The following is an 18,341-nucleotide window of genomic DNA, read 5'->3' on the forward strand; positions in this document are numbered from 1 at the left end:
CTTACAGGCTGCCGCCCGAGGTGCGATAGCGCGGCCGGGCCATTTCGGGAAGGCCGCACGGCAGGAACTGGCCGTGGCCAGGCTCGGCCAGCACCTCGCCCTCGTGCGCCACCACCTTGCCGCGCACCAGCGTGGTCACCGGCCAGCCGGTCACGCGCAGGCCTTCATAAGGGGTGTAGTCGACCGCATGGTGCAGGCCGGCGTTCTGGATCGTCACTTCGCGCTGCGGGTCCCAGATCGCCAGGTCGGCATCGGCGCCGATGGCGATGGTGCCCTTGCGCGGATGCAGGCCGTAGAGCTTGGCGGGGTTGGTCGAGGTCAGCGCAACGAACTGGTTGACCGAGATGCGGCCGCCCACCACGCCTGCCGAGAACAGCAGCGGCAGGCGCGTCTCCAGTCCGGGAATGCCGTTGGGAATGTACTGGAATGGGACTTCCTCGCCGCCAGGCTTCTTGCCCTGCGCGTCTTCGTAGCGGAACGGTGCATGGTCGGACGAGAAGATGGTGAAGAGGCCGTCGGCCAGGCCGTCCCAGATCACTTCCTGGTTGCTGCGGTCGCGCGGCGGCGGGCTGCACACGCACTTGGCGCCGTGGTAGCCGGGCTGGTCGAGGTCTTCGGCGGTCAGGAACAGGTACTGCGGGCAGGTCTCGGCAAAGATCTTCATGCCGCGGTTGCGCGCCCAGCGGATCTGCTCCACCGCTTCCTTGCCCGACACGTGGACGATCAGGATCGGCACGTCGACCAGCTCTGAGAAGGTGATGGCGCGGTGCGTGGCCTCGCGCTCGATCGCCATCGGCCGCGCCAGCGCGTGGAACTTCGGCGCGGTGTTGCCCGCCGCTTCCAGCTTCTCGGTCAGCCAGGCGATGCAGTCCGAGTTCTCGGCATGCACCATCACCAGCGCGCCTTCCTGGCGCGCCACCGACAGCACCTCGAGGATCTCGCGGTCGTTCAGCTTGAGGTCGTCGTAGGTCATGTAGATCTTGAACGACGAATAGCCTTCGCGGATCAGGCCCGGCAGCTCGTCGTTCAGCACCGCCTCGGTCGGGTCGGCGACGATCAGGTGAAAGGCGTAGTCGACCACGGCCTGGCCGCCGGCGCGCCGGTGGTAGTCGGCGACCGCCGCGCGCAGCGAATGGCCCTTCTCCTGCGCGGCAAACGGGATCACCGTGGTGGTGCCGCCGCACGCCGCCGAGACCGAGCCGGTGCGGAAGTCATCGGCCATCTTCAGGCCGTCCGGCATCGGCTGGTCCAGGTGGCAATGCGCGTCGACGCCGCCCGGCAGCACGAGCTTGCCGCTGGCGTCGATGGTCTGCGCGGCCTCGCCCAGGTCATGGCCAAGCTGCACGATGCGCCCGCCGGTGATGGCGATATCACATTGCATGGTGTCGCTGGCGGTCACCACGGTGCCGTTGCGGATGATCAGGTCGAACTGTTTCACGATACTGTTCACAAGAAGATAAGGAAGGCGGCCGCGCTTTAGCGGTCCGCGTCGGACAAATGCATGCGTGCGGTTTCACGCGCGGCAGCGGCAGCCACCGCAATCAGCGCGCACACAGCCGCAAGGTAAATGGCTACGGGCGTGGTGCTGCCGAAGCGGTCGAGCAGGCCCACCGCGATCAGTGGGGCCAGGGCACCGCCGAACACACCGGCAAACTGGAAGCCGAGCGAGGCGCCGGTCACGCGCACCCGGGTGGCGAACAGCTCGGGCAGGAACGACGCCAGCGGCGAGAACATGAACGACACCAGCACCATGCCGACGAACGAGCCCAGCATGATCAGCGCCGGGCTGCCGGTCTTGATCATCGCGAAGAAGGCAAAGGCCCACACCGCGCCGCCGATGCCGCCGATCATCAGCACCGGGCGGCGCCCGATGCGGTCCGCCAGCAGGCCGGCGATCGGAATGAACAGGATCTGCGCCAGCGCGCCCAGCAGCACGGCATTGAGCGCGATGCTCTTGGGCAGGCCCAGCTTGGTCGGCACGAAATACAGCAGGAACAGCGTGAACACATAGAAGGCGATATCGCCACCCAGCCGCGCGCCGAAGGCGATCAGCAGTTGCTTCTTGTAGTTGCCCAGCACTTCCATGATCGGCGCGCGCGCCTCGGCATGCGATTCCTCGAGCTTCTCGAACATGCCGGATTCACGCACGTTGGCGCGGATATAGAGACCGACCCCGACCAGGAGCGCCGACAGCAGGAACGGCACACGCCAGCCCCAGCTGAGGAAGGCGTCTTCCGAGACCTGCCAGGTCACCAGCGCGAACACGCCGTTGGCCAGCAAGAGGCCGATCGGCGCCGCCAGCTGCACCAGGCTGCCGAGGATGCCGCGCCGTTTCCCTTCCGGGTCCAGCTCATTGACCATGATCGCCGCCCCGCCCCACTCGCCGCCCAGGGCCAGGCCCTGCACCACGCGCAGCAGCACCAGCAGCAGCGGCGCCAGCGCGCCGGCCGCGGCATAGGTCGGCAGCAGGCCGATGCCGAAGGTGGCCAGGCCCATCATCAGCAGCGTGATGATCAGGATGGACTTGCGGCCCATCTTGTCGCCGAAGTGGCCGAAGATCGCCGCACCCAGCGGCCGCGCCACAAAGGCCACGCCGTAGCTGGCAAAGGACAGCAGCGTCGCGGTCAGCGGATCGCTCTGGGGGAAGAACAACTTGGGGAAGACCAGCGCGGCGGCCGATCCGTAGATGAAGTGGTCGTAGAACTCGAGCGTGGTGCCGGCCAGGCTGGCCCCGGCGACGCGCGCAATGGATTGCTTCTGGGGCGATGCGCCGTGCTTGGCCGCTGTGTCGATGCCGACTGCTTGCATGGTGGATCCTCCGATGGTCCCTGGCCTGCCCTGGTGCGCTGGTGGTCCCCGGCGTCGCATTTGGGCGTTGTCTCCGGACGCTGCATGCATGTGCGGCGCCTTTGCTCAGTACATTAGGCCATAAACCGCCATACAATCAAGTTTAATTTTGTTTGTTAGTTTTGGTGTGGGTGCATGGAGGGGAGTTGGTGCGGTGCACCATGGTGGGGGGAGGTTGGGGGCTTGGGGGTGGTTTTTGGCGCTTGGTGGGGGTCCTGGTTGTTGGCTTGGTTATGTAGGTCGGGTTCGATGTTGTCGTAGGTTTGACGGCCTGGTTCCGCCCTGCTGGGCGGGTCACTTTTTGTCCGGAGCGACAAAAAGTAACCAAAAAACGCGTCGCCTCAGGCGGCTGGCCACCAATTTGGCGGCGGGGGTGATTCGGGCGGTGGTGATTTCCGTTCGATGGGGTGGGTGGTTCGACCCAGCTACGCTCCCTGTCCGGTGCCTACGTCGACGGACTATTGGACGAACCCGACTTTAGGTTATTGGCAGCCTGCTAACGAGGTCATCGGTGGGACGCCTTCGGCTGCGCTGCGCGCACTCAGTATCGTAGGTCGAAGGCACTGGCACAGAGTGCGTCGCTGCGCTCGCACGGGGCTGTCGTGATGCCGGGCCAAAGCCCCAAATCAGGACGTGGTCGTTCGTCTGCCACGTTAGGGCCGGCGCGAAGCGCAGCCGAAGGCGTCCCACCGACGCGGTGCTTAGCAGGCTGCCAACCGCCTAAAGTCGGGTTCGTCCAATAGTCCGTCGATGTGGGCACAGACAGGATGCGTAGCAGGGTCGAACCGGCAACCACGCCAAACGGCAAGCACCGCCGCCCGAACCACCCCCACCACCAAATTGATGGCCAGCCGCCTGAGGCGACGCGTTTTTTGGTTACTTTTTGTCGCTCGGACAAAAAGTGACCCGCCCAGCAGGGCGGAACCAGGCGGTTAATCCTACGACAACAGGGAACCCGACCTACATACCCAAGCCAACAACCAGGACCCCCACCAAGCGCCACAAACCAACCTCATGGCGCCAAGCCCAAAAACAAAAACGGCACACACCCAAAGGCATGCGCCGCTCTCCCAGCAAAACCGCGGATAACGCGTCAGACCACGATAGTCTGCGCCTCCCCCTCAGCCCGCTCGCGAATCTCACCGATCTGCCACACGGCCTCACCAGCCGCCTGCAGGTGGCGGATAGCCCGCTCAGCATCTTCCTTGGCCACAATCACCACCATGCCGATGCCACAGTTGAACACACGGTGCATTTCGTCGTCAGCCACGCGCCCCTGCGCCTGCAGCCACTGGAACAGCGGCGGCAGCGTCCAGGCGTCACGCTTGAGCACGGCGGTAACATCTTGCGCCAGCACGCGCGGCACGTTCTCGGTCAGGCCACCGCCGGTGATATGCGCCATGCCCTTGACCGGCAGCGTCTCGATCAGCGACAGCAGCGGCTTCACGTAGATCCGCGTCGGCGCCATGATCGCGTCCTGCAGGCGCTGGCCATGGAAGTCGGCATTCAGGTCCGGCTTGGCCACTTCGATGATCTTGCGCACCAGCGAATAGCCGTTGGAATGCGCACCCGACGAAGCCAGGCCCAGCACCACGTCGCCCGGGGTGATGGCGCTGCCGTCGATGATCTTCTTCTTTTCGACCGCGCCGACGGCAAAGCCGGCCAGGTCGTATTCGCCGTCCGGGTACATGCTCGGCATTTCGGCGGTCTCGCCGCCGATCAGCGCGCAGCCGGCCAGCTCGCAACCGCGGGCGATGCCCTGGATCACGGTGGCGGCGGTGTCCACGTCGAGCTTGCCACAGGCGAAGTAGTCGAGGAAGAACAGCGGCTCGGCACCCTGCACCAGGATGTCGTTGACGCTCATGGCGACCAGGTCCTGGCCGACGGTGTCATGGCGGTTGAGCTGGAAGGCGAGCTTGAGCTTGGTGCCCACGCCGTCGGTGCCCGACACCAGCACCGGCTCCTGGAACTTCTTCGACAGCTCGAATAGCGCACCGAACCCGCCGATGCCCGCCATCACGCCCTCGCGCATGGTGCGCTTGGCAAACGGCTTGATGCGGTCGACCAGCGCGTCGCCGGCATCGATATCAACACCGGCGTCGCGGTAGGAAAGGCCTGCCTGGCCGGCGGTCGGGGATGCGCTCATGGGAACCTGCTTGTCCTGGAGGAAATAAAGTGAGGAATTCGGCGCTCGGGCCGCCGCAGCTTCCGTCGCTTGGCATCGGAAGGCGGGCGCGAGTCCAGTAGAATCGCAATTTTAACGGATAGAGGCCCCTTGCTTCCAGTTTCCGGCGAGATCGCGCCGAGAACCGCGCTGCCGCCCCTCCCCCCAACCATTGATGAATGCCCCGCTGCTGAACCAAGAGGCCAAGCGCATCCTGCTGTGGATCGTCGTGGCCATCGCGCTGTTCGCCGCCATCATCGCGCTGGCGCCGGTGCTGACGCCGTTCCTGTTCGCGTTCATCTTCGCCTATATCCTGAACCCCGGCGTGGACTGGCTGCAGCGCCGCCGCGTGCCGCGCGCGGTGGGCGTGACGCTGATGATCCTGCTGCTGACGGTGATCTGCGTGATGCTGATGCTGCTGCTGATCGCGGTGCTGCAGCGCGAGATCCCGCAGGTGCGCGAGCAGCTGCCGATCCTGCTGAAGAAACTCAACTCCGTGGTCTCGCCGCGCCTGGCCGAGTTCGGCGTGCGCATACGCTTTGACTTCCCCGGCCTGCGCAACATGCTGTCGGACCGCTTTGCGGCCAGCCCGGAAGACCTGCTGGTGGTGTTGCTGAACTACATCAAGATGTCGGGTTCGGCGCTGATCACCGTGGCGGGCATCGTCTTTATCGTGCCCATCGTCATGTTCTACCTGATGATGGACTGGCACATGGTGATGCGCCGCATCGAGGGCGTGGTGCCGCGCCGCTGGGTGCCCAAGGTGCGCGAGCTGATCAACGAGACCGACGCGCTGCTGTCGCAATATCTGCGCGGCCAGATCCTGGTGATGGTGATCCTGGCGGCGATCTACTCGATCGGGCTGACCGTCGCCGGCTTCGATATCGGCGTGCCGGTCGGGGTCTTCACGGGGCTGGCGGTATTTATCCCGTATATTGGCTTTGGCGTCGGGCTGGTCATGGCGGTCCTGGCCGCGCTGCTGCAGTTCGGCAACTGGTACGGGCTGGCCGCGGTGGCGGTGGTCTACGGCTTCGGCCAGTTCATCGAGAGCTTTTACCTGACGCCGCGACTGGTGGGCGAGCGCATCGGCCTGCACCCGCTGGTGGTGATCTTCGCGCTGCTCGCCTTCGGCCAGCTGTTCGGCTTCTTCGGCGTGCTGCTGGCGCTGCCGACCTGCGCCGTGCTGCTGGTTGGCGCGCGCCAGCTGCGCCGGGTTTACCTGGCCAGCGACCTGTACCGAAAATAACGGCTGCCACCCTGCTGCCCACACCCGCAAGTTAGCCATACGTCATGTTCCCGCGTCCCAAGCAACTGTCGCTCGAGCTGGGCAGCCCGCCGCCTTCGACTTTCGAGAATTTCGTGGTGGCGTCCAACCGCGAGGCGCTGCAGCGCCTGCGCGAGCTGCCGGCCGCGCTCGCCCAGGAGCGCGCCAGCGATCGCCTGGTCTACCTGTGGGGCGAGGTCGGCTGCGGCCGTACCCATCTGCTGCACGCGGTGTGCGAGGCCGGGCCGCAGCACGGCATCCGCTGCCGCTATCTGAGCCCGCACCACCCGCTGTCGGACTTCCTGTTCGACCCGTGGTGCCAGCTCTATACCGTGGATGACGTCGAATTGCTCGACGAAGCGCGCCAGATCGCGGTGTTCTCGCTCTACAACGAGGTGCGCGCCCATGTGCGCACCGCGCTGGTGGTGGCGGGCGGCCTGGCGCCGCGCGCGATGCCGGTGCGCGAAGACCTGCGCACACGCCTGGGCTGGGGCCTGGTATACCAGGTTGCACCGTTGTCTGACGACGACAAGAAGGCCGCTGTGTTGCAAGCGGCACGTGAGCGCGGCCTGCAACTGTCGCCCGAGATCACGCACTGGCTGGTGACGCGGCATTACCGCGACATGCCGAGCCTGATGGCACTGCTGGACGCGCTCGACACTTACTCGCTGGAACGCAAGCGGCCGGTGACACTGCCGCTGCTGCGTGAAATGTTTGCTGAATTCCGGGATTAGCGCCGGCAACGGGGCACAAACCGTGTCCAGCGCGGCCAGGCCGCACTCCGGCCCTCTGGCCCTCCCGCCCGACCTCTCGCCTTAAGGTAAAATCGCCGCCCATGAATCTGGCACTCTTTGACCTCGACCACACCCTGATCCCGACCGACAGCGACCATGAATGGGGCCGCTTCCTGGTCCGCCTGGGCGTCGTCGACGAGGAAACCTACCGGCAGAAGAACGACGAGTTCTACGGCCACTACAAGGCCGGCACCCTCGACATCCAGGCCTTCCTGCGCTTTGCGCTGGCGCCGCTGGCGGCCAACCCGCGCGACCGGCTCGATACCATGCGGGCGCGCTTCATGCACGAGGTCATCGACCCGGTGATCACGCCGCAGGCGCGCGCGCTGGTCTGCAAGCACCTGGAAGCCGGCGACCTGTGCGCGGTGGTGACCGCCACCAACAGCTTCGTCACCGCGCCGATCGCCGCGACCTTCGGCATCAAGCACCTGATCGCGACCGAGCCCGCCACCGTCGACGGCAAGCCCGGGAGCCAGTTCACCGGCGAGGTCGAGGGCGTGCCCAGCTTCCGCGAAGGCAAGATCACCCGCGTCGAGGCCTGGCTCAAGAGCCAGGGCGCGCAGTGGGACCATTTCGAAAACACCACCTTCTACAGCGACTCGGCCAACGACCTGCCCCTGCTGGAAAAAGTCTCGGAGCCGATCGCCACCAACCCGGACGATCGCCTGCGCCACCACGCCGCCGCGGCAGGCTGGCGCATCATGGATCTGTTCTGACGTGATCAAGAAGCTCATCACCCGGCTGCTGGGCAAACCCGGCCCCAAGCAGCGCCGCACCGGCCGTGCCCATACGCCGCGCATTGTCGGCGCCGACGAACACCAGATCGACCCTGCGCTGCTGTCGCGCAATGCCGTCAAGGTCACCTCAACGCTGCAGCAGGCCGGCTACCAGGCCTATATCGTGGGCGGCGCCGTGCGCGACCTGCTGCTCGGCATCAAGCCCAAGGATTTCGACGTCGCCACCAACGCCACGCCCGACCAGGTGCAGGCGCTGTTCCGGCGCTCGCGCATCATCGGCCGGCGCTTCCAGATCGTGCATGTCACCTTCTACGGCGGGCGCGAGCAGGAAATCATCGAGGTCTCGACCTTCCGCGCGCTGGTCGACGCCATCGCCAGCGAGACCCTGCCCGAAGGCCGCCGCCTGAAGCGCGCCGAGCTCGACACCAAGACCCATGCGATCGATGCCTCGGGCCGGGTGCTGCGCGACAACGTGTGGGGCTCGCAGGCCGAAGACGCGGAACGCCGCGACTTCACCATCAATGCGATGTACTACGACCCGGCCGCGCAGACCGTGCATGACTACCATCACGGCATGGAAGACATCCGCGCGCGCACGCTGCGCATGATCGGCGACCCGGTCACGCGCTACCGCGAAGACCCGATACGGATGCTGCGCGTGGTGCGCTTTGCCGCCAAGACCGGCTTCGAGATCGACGAGGCCACGCGCGACCCGATCGCCGGCCTGGCCTCGCTGATCCACAACGTGCCGAGCGCGCGCCTGTTCGACGAAATGCTCAAGCTGCTGATGTCCGGGCACGCCTGGGCCTCGCTGCAGGAACTGCGCAAGGCGGGCCTGCACCAGGGCCTGCTGCCGCTGCTGGACGTGGCGCTGGAGCAGCCCATGGGCCAGCGCTTCGTGCAGCTGGCGCTGGACAACACCGACCGCCGCGTGCAGGCCGGCAAGCCGGTCTCGCCGGGCTTCCTGTTTGCCGCGCTGCTTTGGCACCACGTGCTGCAGCGCTGGACCAAGCTGCGCGACGAAGGCGAGCACGCCATTGCCGCGCTGAACACCGCCATGGACATGGTGCTGGAAAAGCAGACCGGCCAGCTGGCGATCCAGCGCCGCTTTGTCACCGACATGCGCGATATCTGGGGCATGCAGCCGCGCTTCGAGAAACGCGTGGGCCGTATGCCGTTCCGGCTGCTGGAGTCGCCGCGCTTCCGTGCCGGCTTCGACTTCCTGCACTTGCGCTGCCAGTCGGGCGAGCTGCCCGAGGAACTGGCCACCTGGTGGCAGGACTTCCAGGACGCCGACCCGGGCGAGCGCGAGGACCTGATCGACGCGGTGCGCGGCGCGCGTGGCGCGGGCGGTCAGGGTGGCCAAGGTGGCCAAAGCGGCCAGGGCACCCAGGGCGCCGAGGGCGAAGGCCCGGCACGCAAGAAGCGCCGCCGGCGCGGTCCGCGGAAATCGGATAAAGTGTCCTCCCGGAGCGACACGGACGCGGGCGAGGCAGCGCATGCCGGCCCCGGCCAGCCGGAGGAAACTTAAATGACGCTTGCCTTCATCGGCATCGGGGCCAATCTGGGGGACGCCCGCCAGGCCATCAAGGACGCCATCGTGTGCCTGGCCCAGCAGGTCGGCATCACGGTGCTGGCGCGTTCCTCGCTCTATCGCACCGCCCCGGTCGATGCTGGCGGCGACGACTATTACAACGCGGTGGTCAAGGTGCAGACCTCGTTCACCGCGGCGCAGCTGCTGCGCATCTGTCACCACATCGAAGACCAGTTCGGCCGCGAGCGCCCGTTCCACAACGCGCCGCGCACGCTGGACCTGGACCTGCTGCTGTTCGGCGACGAGCAGCACGACGACGAACACCTGACCGTGCCGCATCCGCGCCTGACCGAGCGCGCCTTCACGCTGGTGCCGCTGCTGGAGCTGGACGCCGCGCTGGCTATCCCCGGCCGCGGCCGCGCCGCCGACTACCTGGCTGGCGTGGGCGCGCAGCGCATCGACAAGGTGTCCACCTGCAAGTGCCTGCGCATGCAGGCCGCCGCTGGCGAGACCGGCGATGGCGGCACCCCTGGCTGAACCCGCCCGGCGGCACCCGCGGCGCTGCCACCCCACCCACTGACGCCCGGAGCGCCATGCTCGATCACCTGCGCCGCATTGTCGTCGAAGGCCCCGTCGGATCCGGCAAGACCTCGCTGGCCCAGCGCCTGGCGCGCACGCTGCACGCCCAGGAATTGCCCGACAGCGCACGCCGCAGCCCCTTCCTCGAGCCCTTCTACCGCGATCCCGCGCGCCACGCGCTGGCGCTGCAGCTGTGGTGCCTGACCCAGCGCGCGGTGCAGCTGCAGCAATGGCAGGCGGGGGTCATGGCCGGCCAGCGCATGGTCACCAACTTCCTGATCGCCAAGGACCGGCTCCACGCCGCGCTGACACTGTCCGCGGACGAACTGGCGCTCTACGACGCCATTGCCGCCCGCCTGGACCTGCCGCCCCAGCGCGCCGACCTGGTGATCGTGCTGCAGGCCACGCCGTCGCTCTTGCGCGAGCGCATCGCGCGCCGCGGCGAGGCCGGCGAGGCCGGTATCGACGAACATTATCTGCAGCGCCTGGCCGGCGCCTACGGCGAATTGTTCCACCGGTACGACGAGGCGCCCGTGCTGGTCGTCGACACCGCCCACTTCAATCCGGTGGACAATGATGACGATTTCCGTACACTACTGTCGCGCATCGAAAACATGCGCGGCCGCAAGGCCTTTCTCAATCTCGCTGCGCCCTGACAGGCTCACCGCCTGCCAGACCCAACACAATAACGACGGCTGTCGCTGCCGTGCGGGCGGCCCTCCCGGCACCGGCAAGACCGTCCTACACGGGCACTGCCATGAGCTACCTCCTCGATCCCTCCCGCAAGACCATCACGATTCCCAAACTGCAGGCGATGCGTGACGCCGGCGAGAAAATCGCCATGCTGACCGCGTACGACTCGTCCTTCGCCGCGCTGCTCGACTACTGCGGCGTGGAAATGATCCTGGTCGGCGATTCGCTGGGCAATGTGATGCAGGGCCAGCAGACCACGCTGCCGGTCACGCTGGAACAGATGGCCTACCACACCGAATGCGCGGCGCGCGGCAACCAGACCGCGCTGCTGCTGACGGACCTGCCGTTCGGCACCTATCCGACGCCTGAGACCGCGTTTGCGAGCGCGGTCACGCTGATGAAGGCCGGCGCGCAGATGGTCAAGCTCGAAGGCGGCGACTGGCTCGCGCCAATCGTCAAGTTCCTGGTCGAGCGCAGCATCCCGGTGTGCGCGCATATCGGCCTGACGCCGCAGTCGGTGCACGCGCTGGGCGGCTTCAAGGTGCAGGGCAAGACCGACGCCGGCGCGGCCCAGCTCAAGCGCGATGCGCTGGCGCTGCAGGCCGCCGGCGCGCAGGTGGTGCTGATGGAAGCAGTGCCCGCGACGCTGGCCGGCGAGATCACGCAATTGCTGACGGTGCCCACCATCGGCATCGGCGCGGGCGCGGACTGCACCGGCCAGGTGCTGGTGCTGCAGGACATGCTCAACATCTACCCGGGCCGCAAGGCCAAGTTCGTGCGCAATTTCATGGATGGCCAGACCTCGATCGAGGCAGCCGTGCGCGCCTACGTGGCCGCCGTCAAGGACGGCAGCTTCCCCGCCGCCGAGCACACCTTCTCCGCCTGATCCGGTGGAGATCGGCAGCGCCACCGCCGACGCCTTCCGCCTGCTGGCCAGCGGCGACGCCGGCCTGTGGTTCATTGTCTGGACCTCGCTGATGGTGGCGGTGCTGGGGCTGGCCATCGCCACGATGCCGGCCATTGCCGCGGCCTGGCTGATCGCCACGCGGCAGTTCCCGGGCCGGCGCGCGGTGGTGGTGGTGGCGCAGGCCTTTCTGTCGTTCCCGACCGTGCTGGTCGGGCTGGTCCTCTACCTGCTGCTCACGCGCCAGGGCCCGCTGGGCAGCCTGCACCTGCTGTTCACGCCGTCGGGCATGGTGCTGGGGCAGGCGGTGATCGGCTTCCCGGTGGTGCTGGCGTTTGCGCTGTCGACCCTGCAGGGGGCCGACGTGCGCCTGCGCGAGACCGCCTGGGTGCTGGGCGCCGGCCGCTGGCGCACCTTCCTGACCGTGATCCGCGAACTGCGCTTCGGGCTGATGGCCGCGGTGGTCGCCGGCTTCGGCCGCGTGATTGCCGAGGTCGGCTCGGCCTTGATGATCGGCGGCAATATCGAAGGCTCGACCCGCACCATCACCACCGCCATCGCGCTGGAAACCAGCAAGGGCGAGTTCGCGCAGGGCATCGCGCTGGGCATCGTGCTGGTGGCGCTGGCGCTGCTGGTCAATATCGGCATGGCCTGGCTGCAGGGTGCCGGAGGCTTCCGCCGATGACACCCTCCGCTGCCCATGACCACAGCCCGCTGCTGACCGTGCGCGGGCTGGCGCGCACCATCGGCCTGCGCAAGCTCTTTGCCATCGACACGCTAATGATCCCGCGCGCCACCGCGATCGTGATGACCGGCATGAACGGCGCCGGCAAGACCACGCTGCTGCGCATGCTGGCGGGGCTGGAGGCCGCGCCCGGCGCGACCGTGCAGTGGACCGATGCCCAGGGCCACGCGCACAGCGCAGCGCTGACCCCGCTGCCGCCGGCGCTGCGCCGGCGCATCGCCTACCTGCACCAGCATCCTTACCTGTTCCGCACCTCGGTGCGCGAGAACATCGCCTACGGCCTGCACGCGCGCGGCCTGCCGCGCCACGACATCGCCCGCCGCGTGGGCGAGGCGCTGGGCTGGGCCGGCGTGTCGCACCTGCAGGACACCGCGCCCGAATACCTGTCCGGCGGCGAGATCCAGCGCGTGGCGCTGGCGCGCGCCAAGGTGCTGGAACCGGACTTGCTGCTGCTGGATGAGCCCACCTCGAGCCTGGACGGCCATGCGCGCGAGCAGGTGATCGGGCTGGTCGGCGACCTCGCCGCCGAAGGCCGCACCGTGGTGATGATCTGCCACGACCGCGAGCTGATCAACCTGCCGGGCGTGGTGCGCTGGAAGCTGGGCGACGGCGTGCTGGACACGCACCACCCATAGCGGCTGCGACTAAGCCGATAGCGTGGCCGGCAGCACGCCGCGCAGCGCGTTGACCAGAACGATGGCCTCGGCGCGCGCCAGCATCGCGCGCGTGACTACCGCTTCCTCCACCGTCTCGCCCGGCGCGCCCAGCGCCGCCCCGCCCTCGTCCAGCACCACCGCGCGCATCACGCCGGGCAGGATGTCGGCCGACAACGGCGGCGTCAGCCAGCGGCCATCGATCCGCACGAAGACCGAACTGCGCCCGCCTTCCAGCAGTTCGCCACGCGCGTTGAAGAACAGCCGGTCGAAGCCGCCGGCGCGCTCGGCGGACTGCCAGCCCGCATCGAACACCGCGCGCGCACTGGTCTTGTGGCGGCGCAGCGGGTCGGCAACGGGCAGCGGTTCCGGGGCGATGTCGATCCCGACCGGCCCCGCCGGCATCGGCGCCACCGCGCCGCTGGCAAATGCCAGCGTGCCCGCCTTGTCCATGCTCAGGCGCAGGCGCCATGTGCCGGCACCCAGTTGCGCCACTTGTGCGGCTACCGCCGCGCGCGCCGCATCCATATCGAAGGCAAAGCCGAACGCCTGTGCCGAGGCCCCGATCCGTGCCAGATGCCGCGCCAGGTACAGGCACTTGCCCTCCTGCACGCGCATGGTCTCGAACAGTGTGAAGCCGGGATCGTGCCGCGTCAGGAAGCGCGCCTTCCAGCCGCATTCGGCAAACTCCTCCGCCGCCACGCTGTCATGGACGATGCCTCCGCCCACGCCCATCTCGCCGGCGCGCAGGCCGCTGGCCGCGGGCGGCGCCAGCACCAGCGTGCGGATCGCCACCGACAGCGCGAACGGGCCTGCCATGGCATCTGCGGACGGCGCATCGATCCAGCCGATCGCGCCGGTGTACAGCCCGCGCGGCGCGCGCTCCAGTTCGGCAATGATCTGCATGGTGCGCCGCTTGGGCGCGCCGGTGATCGAGCCGCACGGGAACAGCGCCGCCATCAGCGCGCCAAAGCCGGTGCCGGGCCGCGCGGTCGCGGTCACGGTGGAAGTCATCTGCAGCACCGCGCCGAACGGCTGCACCGCAAAGCGCTCGGGCACCGCCACGCTGCCGGGCTGCGCGACGCGGCCCAGGTCGTTGCGCAGCAGGTCGACGATCATCACGTTCTCGGCGCGGTTCTTGGCATCGGCGGCCAGCGCGGCAGCGGCCTGCGCATCGCGCGCGGCGTCGCCGGAGCGCGGCGCGGTGCCCTTCATCGGCCGCGTCAGCAAATGGCCGTGGCCGTCGTGGCGCACGAACAGCTCGGGCGACAGCGACAGCACCGTGGCGCCATCCGGCAGGCTCGCGAGCACGCCATAGGGCACCGGCTGCGCGGCGCGCAGCGCGGCGTACAGCGCGACCGGATCGCCAAACGCGCCGAAGCGCAGGCGCTGGGTGTAGTTGACCTGGTAGGTGTCGCCGGCCTCGATCCACTGGTGGATGCGGGCGATGGCGTCATCGAAGGCTGCGCGGGAGGTGTCGGATGTGACATCCATCAGGCCTGCGGGCTTCGGGTCTGCCCTGGACTGCAGCCACGCCGTGACCCCGGCGGCATCGAGCCGGCGCAGGTCACGGAACCACAGCAGGCGCAGCGCGCCGTCGTGGAACGGCATGGCGTTGCCGGTATGCACCGGGGCATCGACCAGCGCGCCGCCGAATTCGTAGGGGGTGAACAAGGTCGCATGCCAGCCCCGGCGCCAGCCGTCGGCGAGCATCGTGTCGAGCTGCGCGATATCGCTGCCGGCGGGCAACACGTCTGCGCGGATGAAGCCGGTGTAGAGGCGTGATGCGGCTTGCGCCGCCGGGGCCGTGGCGTCGTCAAGCAGAACGAAGACGTCTCCTCCCCCTGGCTGGATGCTCCCCTCTCCCGCATGCGGAAGAGGGGCCGGGGGTGAGGGCGGGGGCTGGATGCTGGCTACCACGGGGAAAATCGTCAGAAAAGAAGCGGCGGGGACAACCCTGGCATTATCGCGCGCCAAAAACAAGACCGGCCACGCTCGCACGTGGCCGGTCCGATACTGCAAACCCGGTCAGCTGAAGAAGCTCTTCACCTTGTCCAGCCAGGATTGCTCCTGCGGGCTGTGGCGCGAGCCGCCCTCATGCACCGAGCGGTCGAACTGGCGCAGCATTTCCTTCTGCGCCTCGGTCAGCTTGACCGGCGTCTCCACGTTCACATGCACGTAGAGGTCGCCCGGATAGCCGGAGCGCACGCCCTTGATGCCCTTGCCGCGCAGGCGGAAGGTCTTGCCGGACTGGGTGGCTTCAGGCACCGGGAAGGTGGCCTTGCCGCTCAGCGTCGGCACTTCCAGGTCGCCGCCCAGCGCCGCGGTGGCGAACGAGATCGGCATCTGGCAGTGCAGGTCGTCGCCGTCGCGCTCGAACATCGGGTGCGCCTTGATGTGGACTTCCACATACAGGTCGCCCGGGGGGCCGCCGTTGATGCCCGGCTCGCCGTTGCCCGACGAGCGGATGCGCATGCCTTCGTCGATGCCGGCCGGAATCTTCACTTCCAGCGTCTTCTGCGACTTCAGCTTGCCCTGGCCGTGGCACTTGGTGCAGGGCTTGGGGATGAACTTGCCGCTGCCGTGGCACTTCGGGCAGGTCTGCTGCATGCTGAAGAAGCCCTGCGACACGCGCACCTGGCCGGCGCCGTGGCAGGTCGGGCAGGTTTCCACGCTCGAGCCCGGTTCGGCGCCATTGCCGTGGCAGTGGTCGCAATCGTCCCAGTGCGGCACGCGGATCTGCGCTTCGTGGCCGTGAGCGGCCTGCTCCAGCGAGATTTCCATGCTGTAGCGCAGGTCGGCGCCGCGGTAGGCCTGCGGGCCGCCGCCACCGCGGCGGCCACCGGCCTGCTGGCCGAAGATGTCGCCGAAGATGTCGCCGAAGGCCTCGGCAAAGCCGCCGTAGCCCTGGCCGCCGCCGAAGCCGCCAGCCATGTTCGGATCCACGCCGGCGTGGCCATACTGGTCGTAGGCTGCCTTCTTCTCGGCGTCGGAAAGCATCTCGTAGGCCTCTTTGACCTCCTTGAATTTTTCCTCGGATTCCTTGCTGTCCGGATTGCGGTCCGGGTGGTACTTCATCGCGAGCTTGCGATAAGCCTTCTTGATCTCGTCGTCGCTCGCGTTCTTGCCTACCCCGAGCACTTCGTAGTAGTCACGTTTTGCCATGGTGGCTCTTACCTGATTGGCCTGGCATGCGCGTCCGGCGCAGGCCTGGCGAATAGCAAAAAAGCCGAGCGAGGCATCCGACGGTGGTTACCCACCTGGTCCGATGTCCGTCGCCCGGCGTCGGGGGAGGCGGAGATCACTCTCCGCCGGCCCGATTACTTCTTGTCGTTGACTTCCTTGAATTCGGCGTCCACGACGTTGTCGTCCTGCGGATGGGCCTGCTGCTGGCCGCCGGCAGCACCGGCAGCACCCGGCGCGGCACCTTCGCCAGCCTTGGCCTGCATGTCGGCGTAGACCTTCTCGCCCAGCTTCTGGCTGACTTCGGACAGCGCGTTGACCTTGGCGTCGATCTCGGCCTTGTCGCCGCCGCGTGCGGCGTCTTCCAGTTCCTTGATCGCGGCTTCGATCTTTTCCTTCTCGCCCGCGTCCAGCTTGTCACCGTATTCGGTCAGGGCCTTCTTCGTCGAGTGGATCAGCGCGTCGGCCTGGTTGCGGGCATCAGCCAGCTCGCGGGCCTTCTTGTCTTCCTCGGCGTTGGCCTCGGCGTCCTTCACCATGCGCTGGATCTCGTCTTCCGACAGGCCCGAGTTCGCCTTGATGGTGATGCGGTTTTCCTTGCCGCTGGCCTTGTCCTTGGCGCCCACGTGCAGGATGCCGTTGGCGTCGATGTCGAACGAGACCTCAATCTGCGGCGTGCCGCGCGGTGCGGGCGGAATGCCTTCCAGGTTGAACTCGCCCAGCAGCTTGTTGCCGGTCGCCATTTCACGCTCGCCCTGGTACACCTTGATGGTCACGGCCGGCTGGTTGTCGTCGGCGGTCGAGAACACCTGCGCATGCTTGGTCGGGATGGTGGTGTTCTTGGTGATCATCTTGGTCATCACGCCGCCCAGGGTCTCGATCCCCAGCGACAGCGGCGTCACGTCCAGCAGCAGCACGTCCTTGCGGTCGCCCGACAGCACCGAGCCCTGGATCGCGGCACCGACGGCCACGGCTTCATCCGGGTTCACGTCCTTGCGCGCTTCCTTGCCGAAGAACTCCTTGACCTGCTCCTGCACCTTGGGCATGCGGGTCATGCCGCCGACCAGGATCACGTCGTCGATCTCGCTCACCTTGACGCCCGCATCCTTGATGGCGATGCGGCACGGCTCGATGGTGCGCGTGATCAGCTCTTCCACCAGGGATTCGAGCTTGGCGCGGGTCATCTTCAGGTTCAGGTGCTTCGGACCCGAGGCATCCGCCGTGATGTACGGCAGGTTGATCTCGGTCTGCTGCGAGCTCGACAGTTCGATCTTGGCTTTTTCAGCGGCTTCCTTCAGGCGCTGCAGCGCGAGCACGTCCTTGGACAGGTCCACGCCCTGGTCCTTCTTGAACTCGCTGATGATGTAGTCGATGATGCGCTGGTCGAAGTCCTCGCCGCCGAGGAAGGTGTCGCCGTTGGTCGACAGCACTTCGAACTGCTTCTCGCCGTCGACGTCCGCGATCTCGATGATCGAGATATCGAAGGTACCGCCGCCGAGGTCATACACGGCGATCTTGCGATCGCCCTTCTCGTTCTTGTCCATGCCGAACGCCAGCGCGGCCGCGGTCGGCTCGTTGATGATGCGCTTGACGTCCAGGCCGGCGATGCGGCCGGCGTCCTTGGTGGCCTGGCGCTGCGAGTCGTTGAAGTAAGCCGGCACGGTGATCACGGCTTCGGTCACCGGCTCGCCGAGGTAGTCCTCGGCCGTCTTCTTCATCTTGCGCAGCACTTCGGCGGAAACCTGCGGCGGCGCCAGCTTCTGGTCGCGCACCGACACCCATGCGTCGCCGTTGTCGGCCTTGACGATGGAGTACGGCATCAGGCCGATGTCCTTCTGGACTTCCTTCTCTTCGAACTTGCGGCCGATCAGGCGCTTGACCGCGTACAGAGTGTTGCGCGGATTGGTCACCGCCTGGCGCTTGGCCGGCGCGCCGACCAGGATCTCGCCGTCTTCCATGTAGGCGATGATCGACGGGGTGGTGCGGGTGCCTTCGGAATTTTCGATGACCTTGGGGGTGTTGCCCTCCAGGATCGAGACGCAGCTATTGGTGGTACCGAGGTCGATACCGATGATCTTACCCATTATTCTCTCCTCTTGAGCCTCGCTATCCGCGCGGCTGCAATTCAACCTGAGGCCGAAATGTGGCCGTCCGGGGGCTTTTCAAGGGCAGAACCGGCAAATCCGAGTAATTTTCTCGGTTTCTCGCCCTTCTCAACGGCATCCGCCGCCGGGGCTTGAGCCG

15 protein-coding genes are annotated in these 18,341 nt (G+C 67.3%); 9 read left to right on the top strand and 6 right to left on the bottom strand.

Annotation, left to right across the window (positions count from 1 at the left end):
- Position 1: 1 nt before the first annotated feature.
- The 3 genes from hydA to purM form a co-directional block, all read right to left on the bottom strand.
- Positions 2-1,438, bottom strand: coding sequence for a dihydropyrimidinase (gene hydA / locus DN412_RS01735; RefSeq protein ID WP_115012917.1), 1,437 nt, complete (start codon positions 1,436-1,438; stop codon positions 2-4).
- Between the two features lie 38 nt (positions 1,439-1,476).
- Positions 1,477-2,808 carry an MFS transporter gene (locus DN412_RS01740; protein ID WP_115012918.1) on the bottom strand — a complete coding sequence of 444 codons (1,332 nt, stop codon included), beginning with the start codon at positions 2,806-2,808 and terminating at the stop codon, positions 1,477-1,479.
- 1,132 nt (positions 2,809-3,940) lie between these two features.
- Positions 3,941-4,993, bottom strand: coding sequence for a phosphoribosylformylglycinamidine cyclo-ligase (gene purM / locus DN412_RS01745; protein ID WP_115012919.1), 1,053 nt, complete (start codon positions 4,991-4,993; stop codon positions 3,941-3,943).
- 193 nt (positions 4,994-5,186) lie between these two features.
- Between purM and DN412_RS01750 the strand changes: the two genes are divergently transcribed.
- The 9 genes from DN412_RS01750 (at position 5,187) to DN412_RS01790 (ending at position 12,896) form a co-directional block, all read left to right on the top strand.
- The gene (locus tag DN412_RS01750) at positions 5,187-6,257 is read left to right on the top strand and encodes an AI-2E family transporter (protein ID WP_115012920.1); all 1,071 of its coding nucleotides are present in this window, start codon (positions 5,187-5,189) and stop codon (positions 6,255-6,257) included.
- Between the two features lie 44 nt (positions 6,258-6,301).
- A complete protein-coding gene (hda, locus tag DN412_RS01755) occupies positions 6,302-7,009 on the top strand; it encodes a DnaA regulatory inactivator Hda (protein ID WP_078197780.1) in 708 nt (235 codons plus the stop codon).
- Between the two features lie 101 nt (positions 7,010-7,110).
- Complete coding sequence (locus DN412_RS01760; protein ID WP_115012921.1) at positions 7,111-7,785, top strand: histidinol-phosphatase; 675 nt, start codon at positions 7,111-7,113, stop codon at positions 7,783-7,785.
- A 1-nt stretch (position 7,786) separates the two neighbouring features.
- Positions 7,787-9,337, top strand: coding sequence for a polynucleotide adenylyltransferase PcnB (gene pcnB, locus DN412_RS01765; protein WP_115012922.1), 1,551 nt, complete (start codon positions 7,787-7,789; stop codon positions 9,335-9,337).
- Positions 9,338-9,877, top strand: coding sequence for a 2-amino-4-hydroxy-6-hydroxymethyldihydropteridine diphosphokinase (folK, locus tag DN412_RS01770; protein ID WP_115012923.1), 540 nt, complete (start codon positions 9,338-9,340; stop codon positions 9,875-9,877).
- A gap of 56 nt (positions 9,878-9,933) precedes the next feature.
- Positions 9,934-10,575 carry a deoxynucleoside kinase gene (locus tag DN412_RS01775; protein ID WP_115012924.1) on the top strand — a complete coding sequence of 214 codons (642 nt, stop codon included), beginning with the start codon at positions 9,934-9,936 and terminating at the stop codon, positions 10,573-10,575.
- A 101-nt stretch (positions 10,576-10,676) separates the two neighbouring features.
- Positions 10,677-11,498, top strand: a complete 822-nt coding sequence (gene panB, locus DN412_RS01780) for a 3-methyl-2-oxobutanoate hydroxymethyltransferase (protein WP_115012925.1) — start codon at positions 10,677-10,679, stop codon at positions 11,496-11,498.
- Positions 11,499-11,502: 4 nt separating this feature from the next.
- Positions 11,503-12,201: an ABC transporter permease gene (locus tag DN412_RS01785; RefSeq protein ID WP_115012926.1), complete on the top strand. Its 699-nt coding sequence runs from the start codon at positions 11,503-11,505 to the stop codon at positions 12,199-12,201.
- Complete coding sequence (locus DN412_RS01790) at positions 12,198-12,896, top strand: energy-coupling factor ABC transporter ATP-binding protein (RefSeq protein WP_115012927.1); 699 nt, start codon at positions 12,198-12,200, stop codon at positions 12,894-12,896. Before DN412_RS01785 ends, DN412_RS01790 begins: the two co-directional genes overlap by 4 nt.
- Before the next feature lie 9 nt (positions 12,897-12,905).
- On the opposite strand, the gene DN412_RS01795 is transcribed toward DN412_RS01790, so the two are convergent.
- The 3 genes from DN412_RS01795 to dnaK form a co-directional block, all read right to left on the bottom strand.
- The gene (locus tag DN412_RS01795) at positions 12,906-14,834 is read right to left on the bottom strand and encodes a chorismate-binding protein (protein ID WP_115012979.1); all 1,929 of its coding nucleotides are present in this window, start codon (positions 14,832-14,834) and stop codon (positions 12,906-12,908) included.
- A 108-nt stretch (positions 14,835-14,942) separates the two neighbouring features.
- On the bottom strand, positions 14,943-16,079 hold the full coding sequence (gene dnaJ, locus DN412_RS01800) for a molecular chaperone DnaJ (protein ID WP_078197789.1): 1,137 nt from the start codon (positions 16,077-16,079) through the stop codon (positions 14,943-14,945).
- A 155-nt stretch (positions 16,080-16,234) separates the two neighbouring features.
- Positions 16,235-18,181 (bottom strand): molecular chaperone DnaK, encoded by a 1,947-nt coding sequence (dnaK, locus tag DN412_RS01805; RefSeq protein WP_115012928.1) that lies wholly within the window; start codon positions 18,179-18,181, stop codon positions 16,235-16,237.
- Positions 18,182-18,341 lie beyond the last annotated feature (160 nt).

This window comes from Cupriavidus lacunae, assembly GCF_003353055.1.
Taxonomy (GTDB): domain Bacteria; phylum Pseudomonadota; class Gammaproteobacteria; order Burkholderiales; family Burkholderiaceae; genus Cupriavidus; species Cupriavidus lacunae.

Bases quoted from the DNA above. Each gene is read 5' to 3' on its own strand.
- DN412_RS01740 (WP_115012918.1), bottom strand. From the start codon at position 2,808: ATGCAAGCAGTCGGCATCGACACAGCGGCCAAGCACGGCGCATCGCCC.
- purM (WP_115012919.1), bottom strand. From the start codon at position 4,993: ATGAGCGCATCCCCGACCGCCGGCCAGGCAGGCCTTTCCTACCGCGAC.
- DN412_RS01750 (WP_115012920.1), top strand. From the start codon at position 5,187: ATGAATGCCCCGCTGCTGAACCAAGAGGCCAAGCGCATCCTGCTGTGG.
- hda (WP_078197780.1), top strand. From the start codon at position 6,302: ATGTTCCCGCGTCCCAAGCAACTGTCGCTCGAGCTGGGCAGCCCGCCG.
- DN412_RS01760 (WP_115012921.1), top strand. From the start codon at position 7,111: ATGAATCTGGCACTCTTTGACCTCGACCACACCCTGATCCCGACCGAC.
- folK (WP_115012923.1), top strand. From the start codon at position 9,338: ATGACGCTTGCCTTCATCGGCATCGGGGCCAATCTGGGGGACGCCCGC.
- DN412_RS01775 (WP_115012924.1), top strand. From the start codon at position 9,934: ATGCTCGATCACCTGCGCCGCATTGTCGTCGAAGGCCCCGTCGGATCC.
- panB (WP_115012925.1), top strand. From the start codon at position 10,677: ATGAGCTACCTCCTCGATCCCTCCCGCAAGACCATCACGATTCCCAAA.
- DN412_RS01790 (WP_115012927.1), top strand. From the start codon at position 12,198: ATGACACCCTCCGCTGCCCATGACCACAGCCCGCTGCTGACCGTGCGC.
- dnaJ (WP_078197789.1), bottom strand. From the start codon at position 16,079: ATGGCAAAACGTGACTACTACGAAGTGCTCGGGGTAGGCAAGAACGCG.
- dnaK (WP_115012928.1), bottom strand. From the start codon at position 18,181: ATGGGTAAGATCATCGGTATCGACCTCGGTACCACCAATAGCTGCGTC.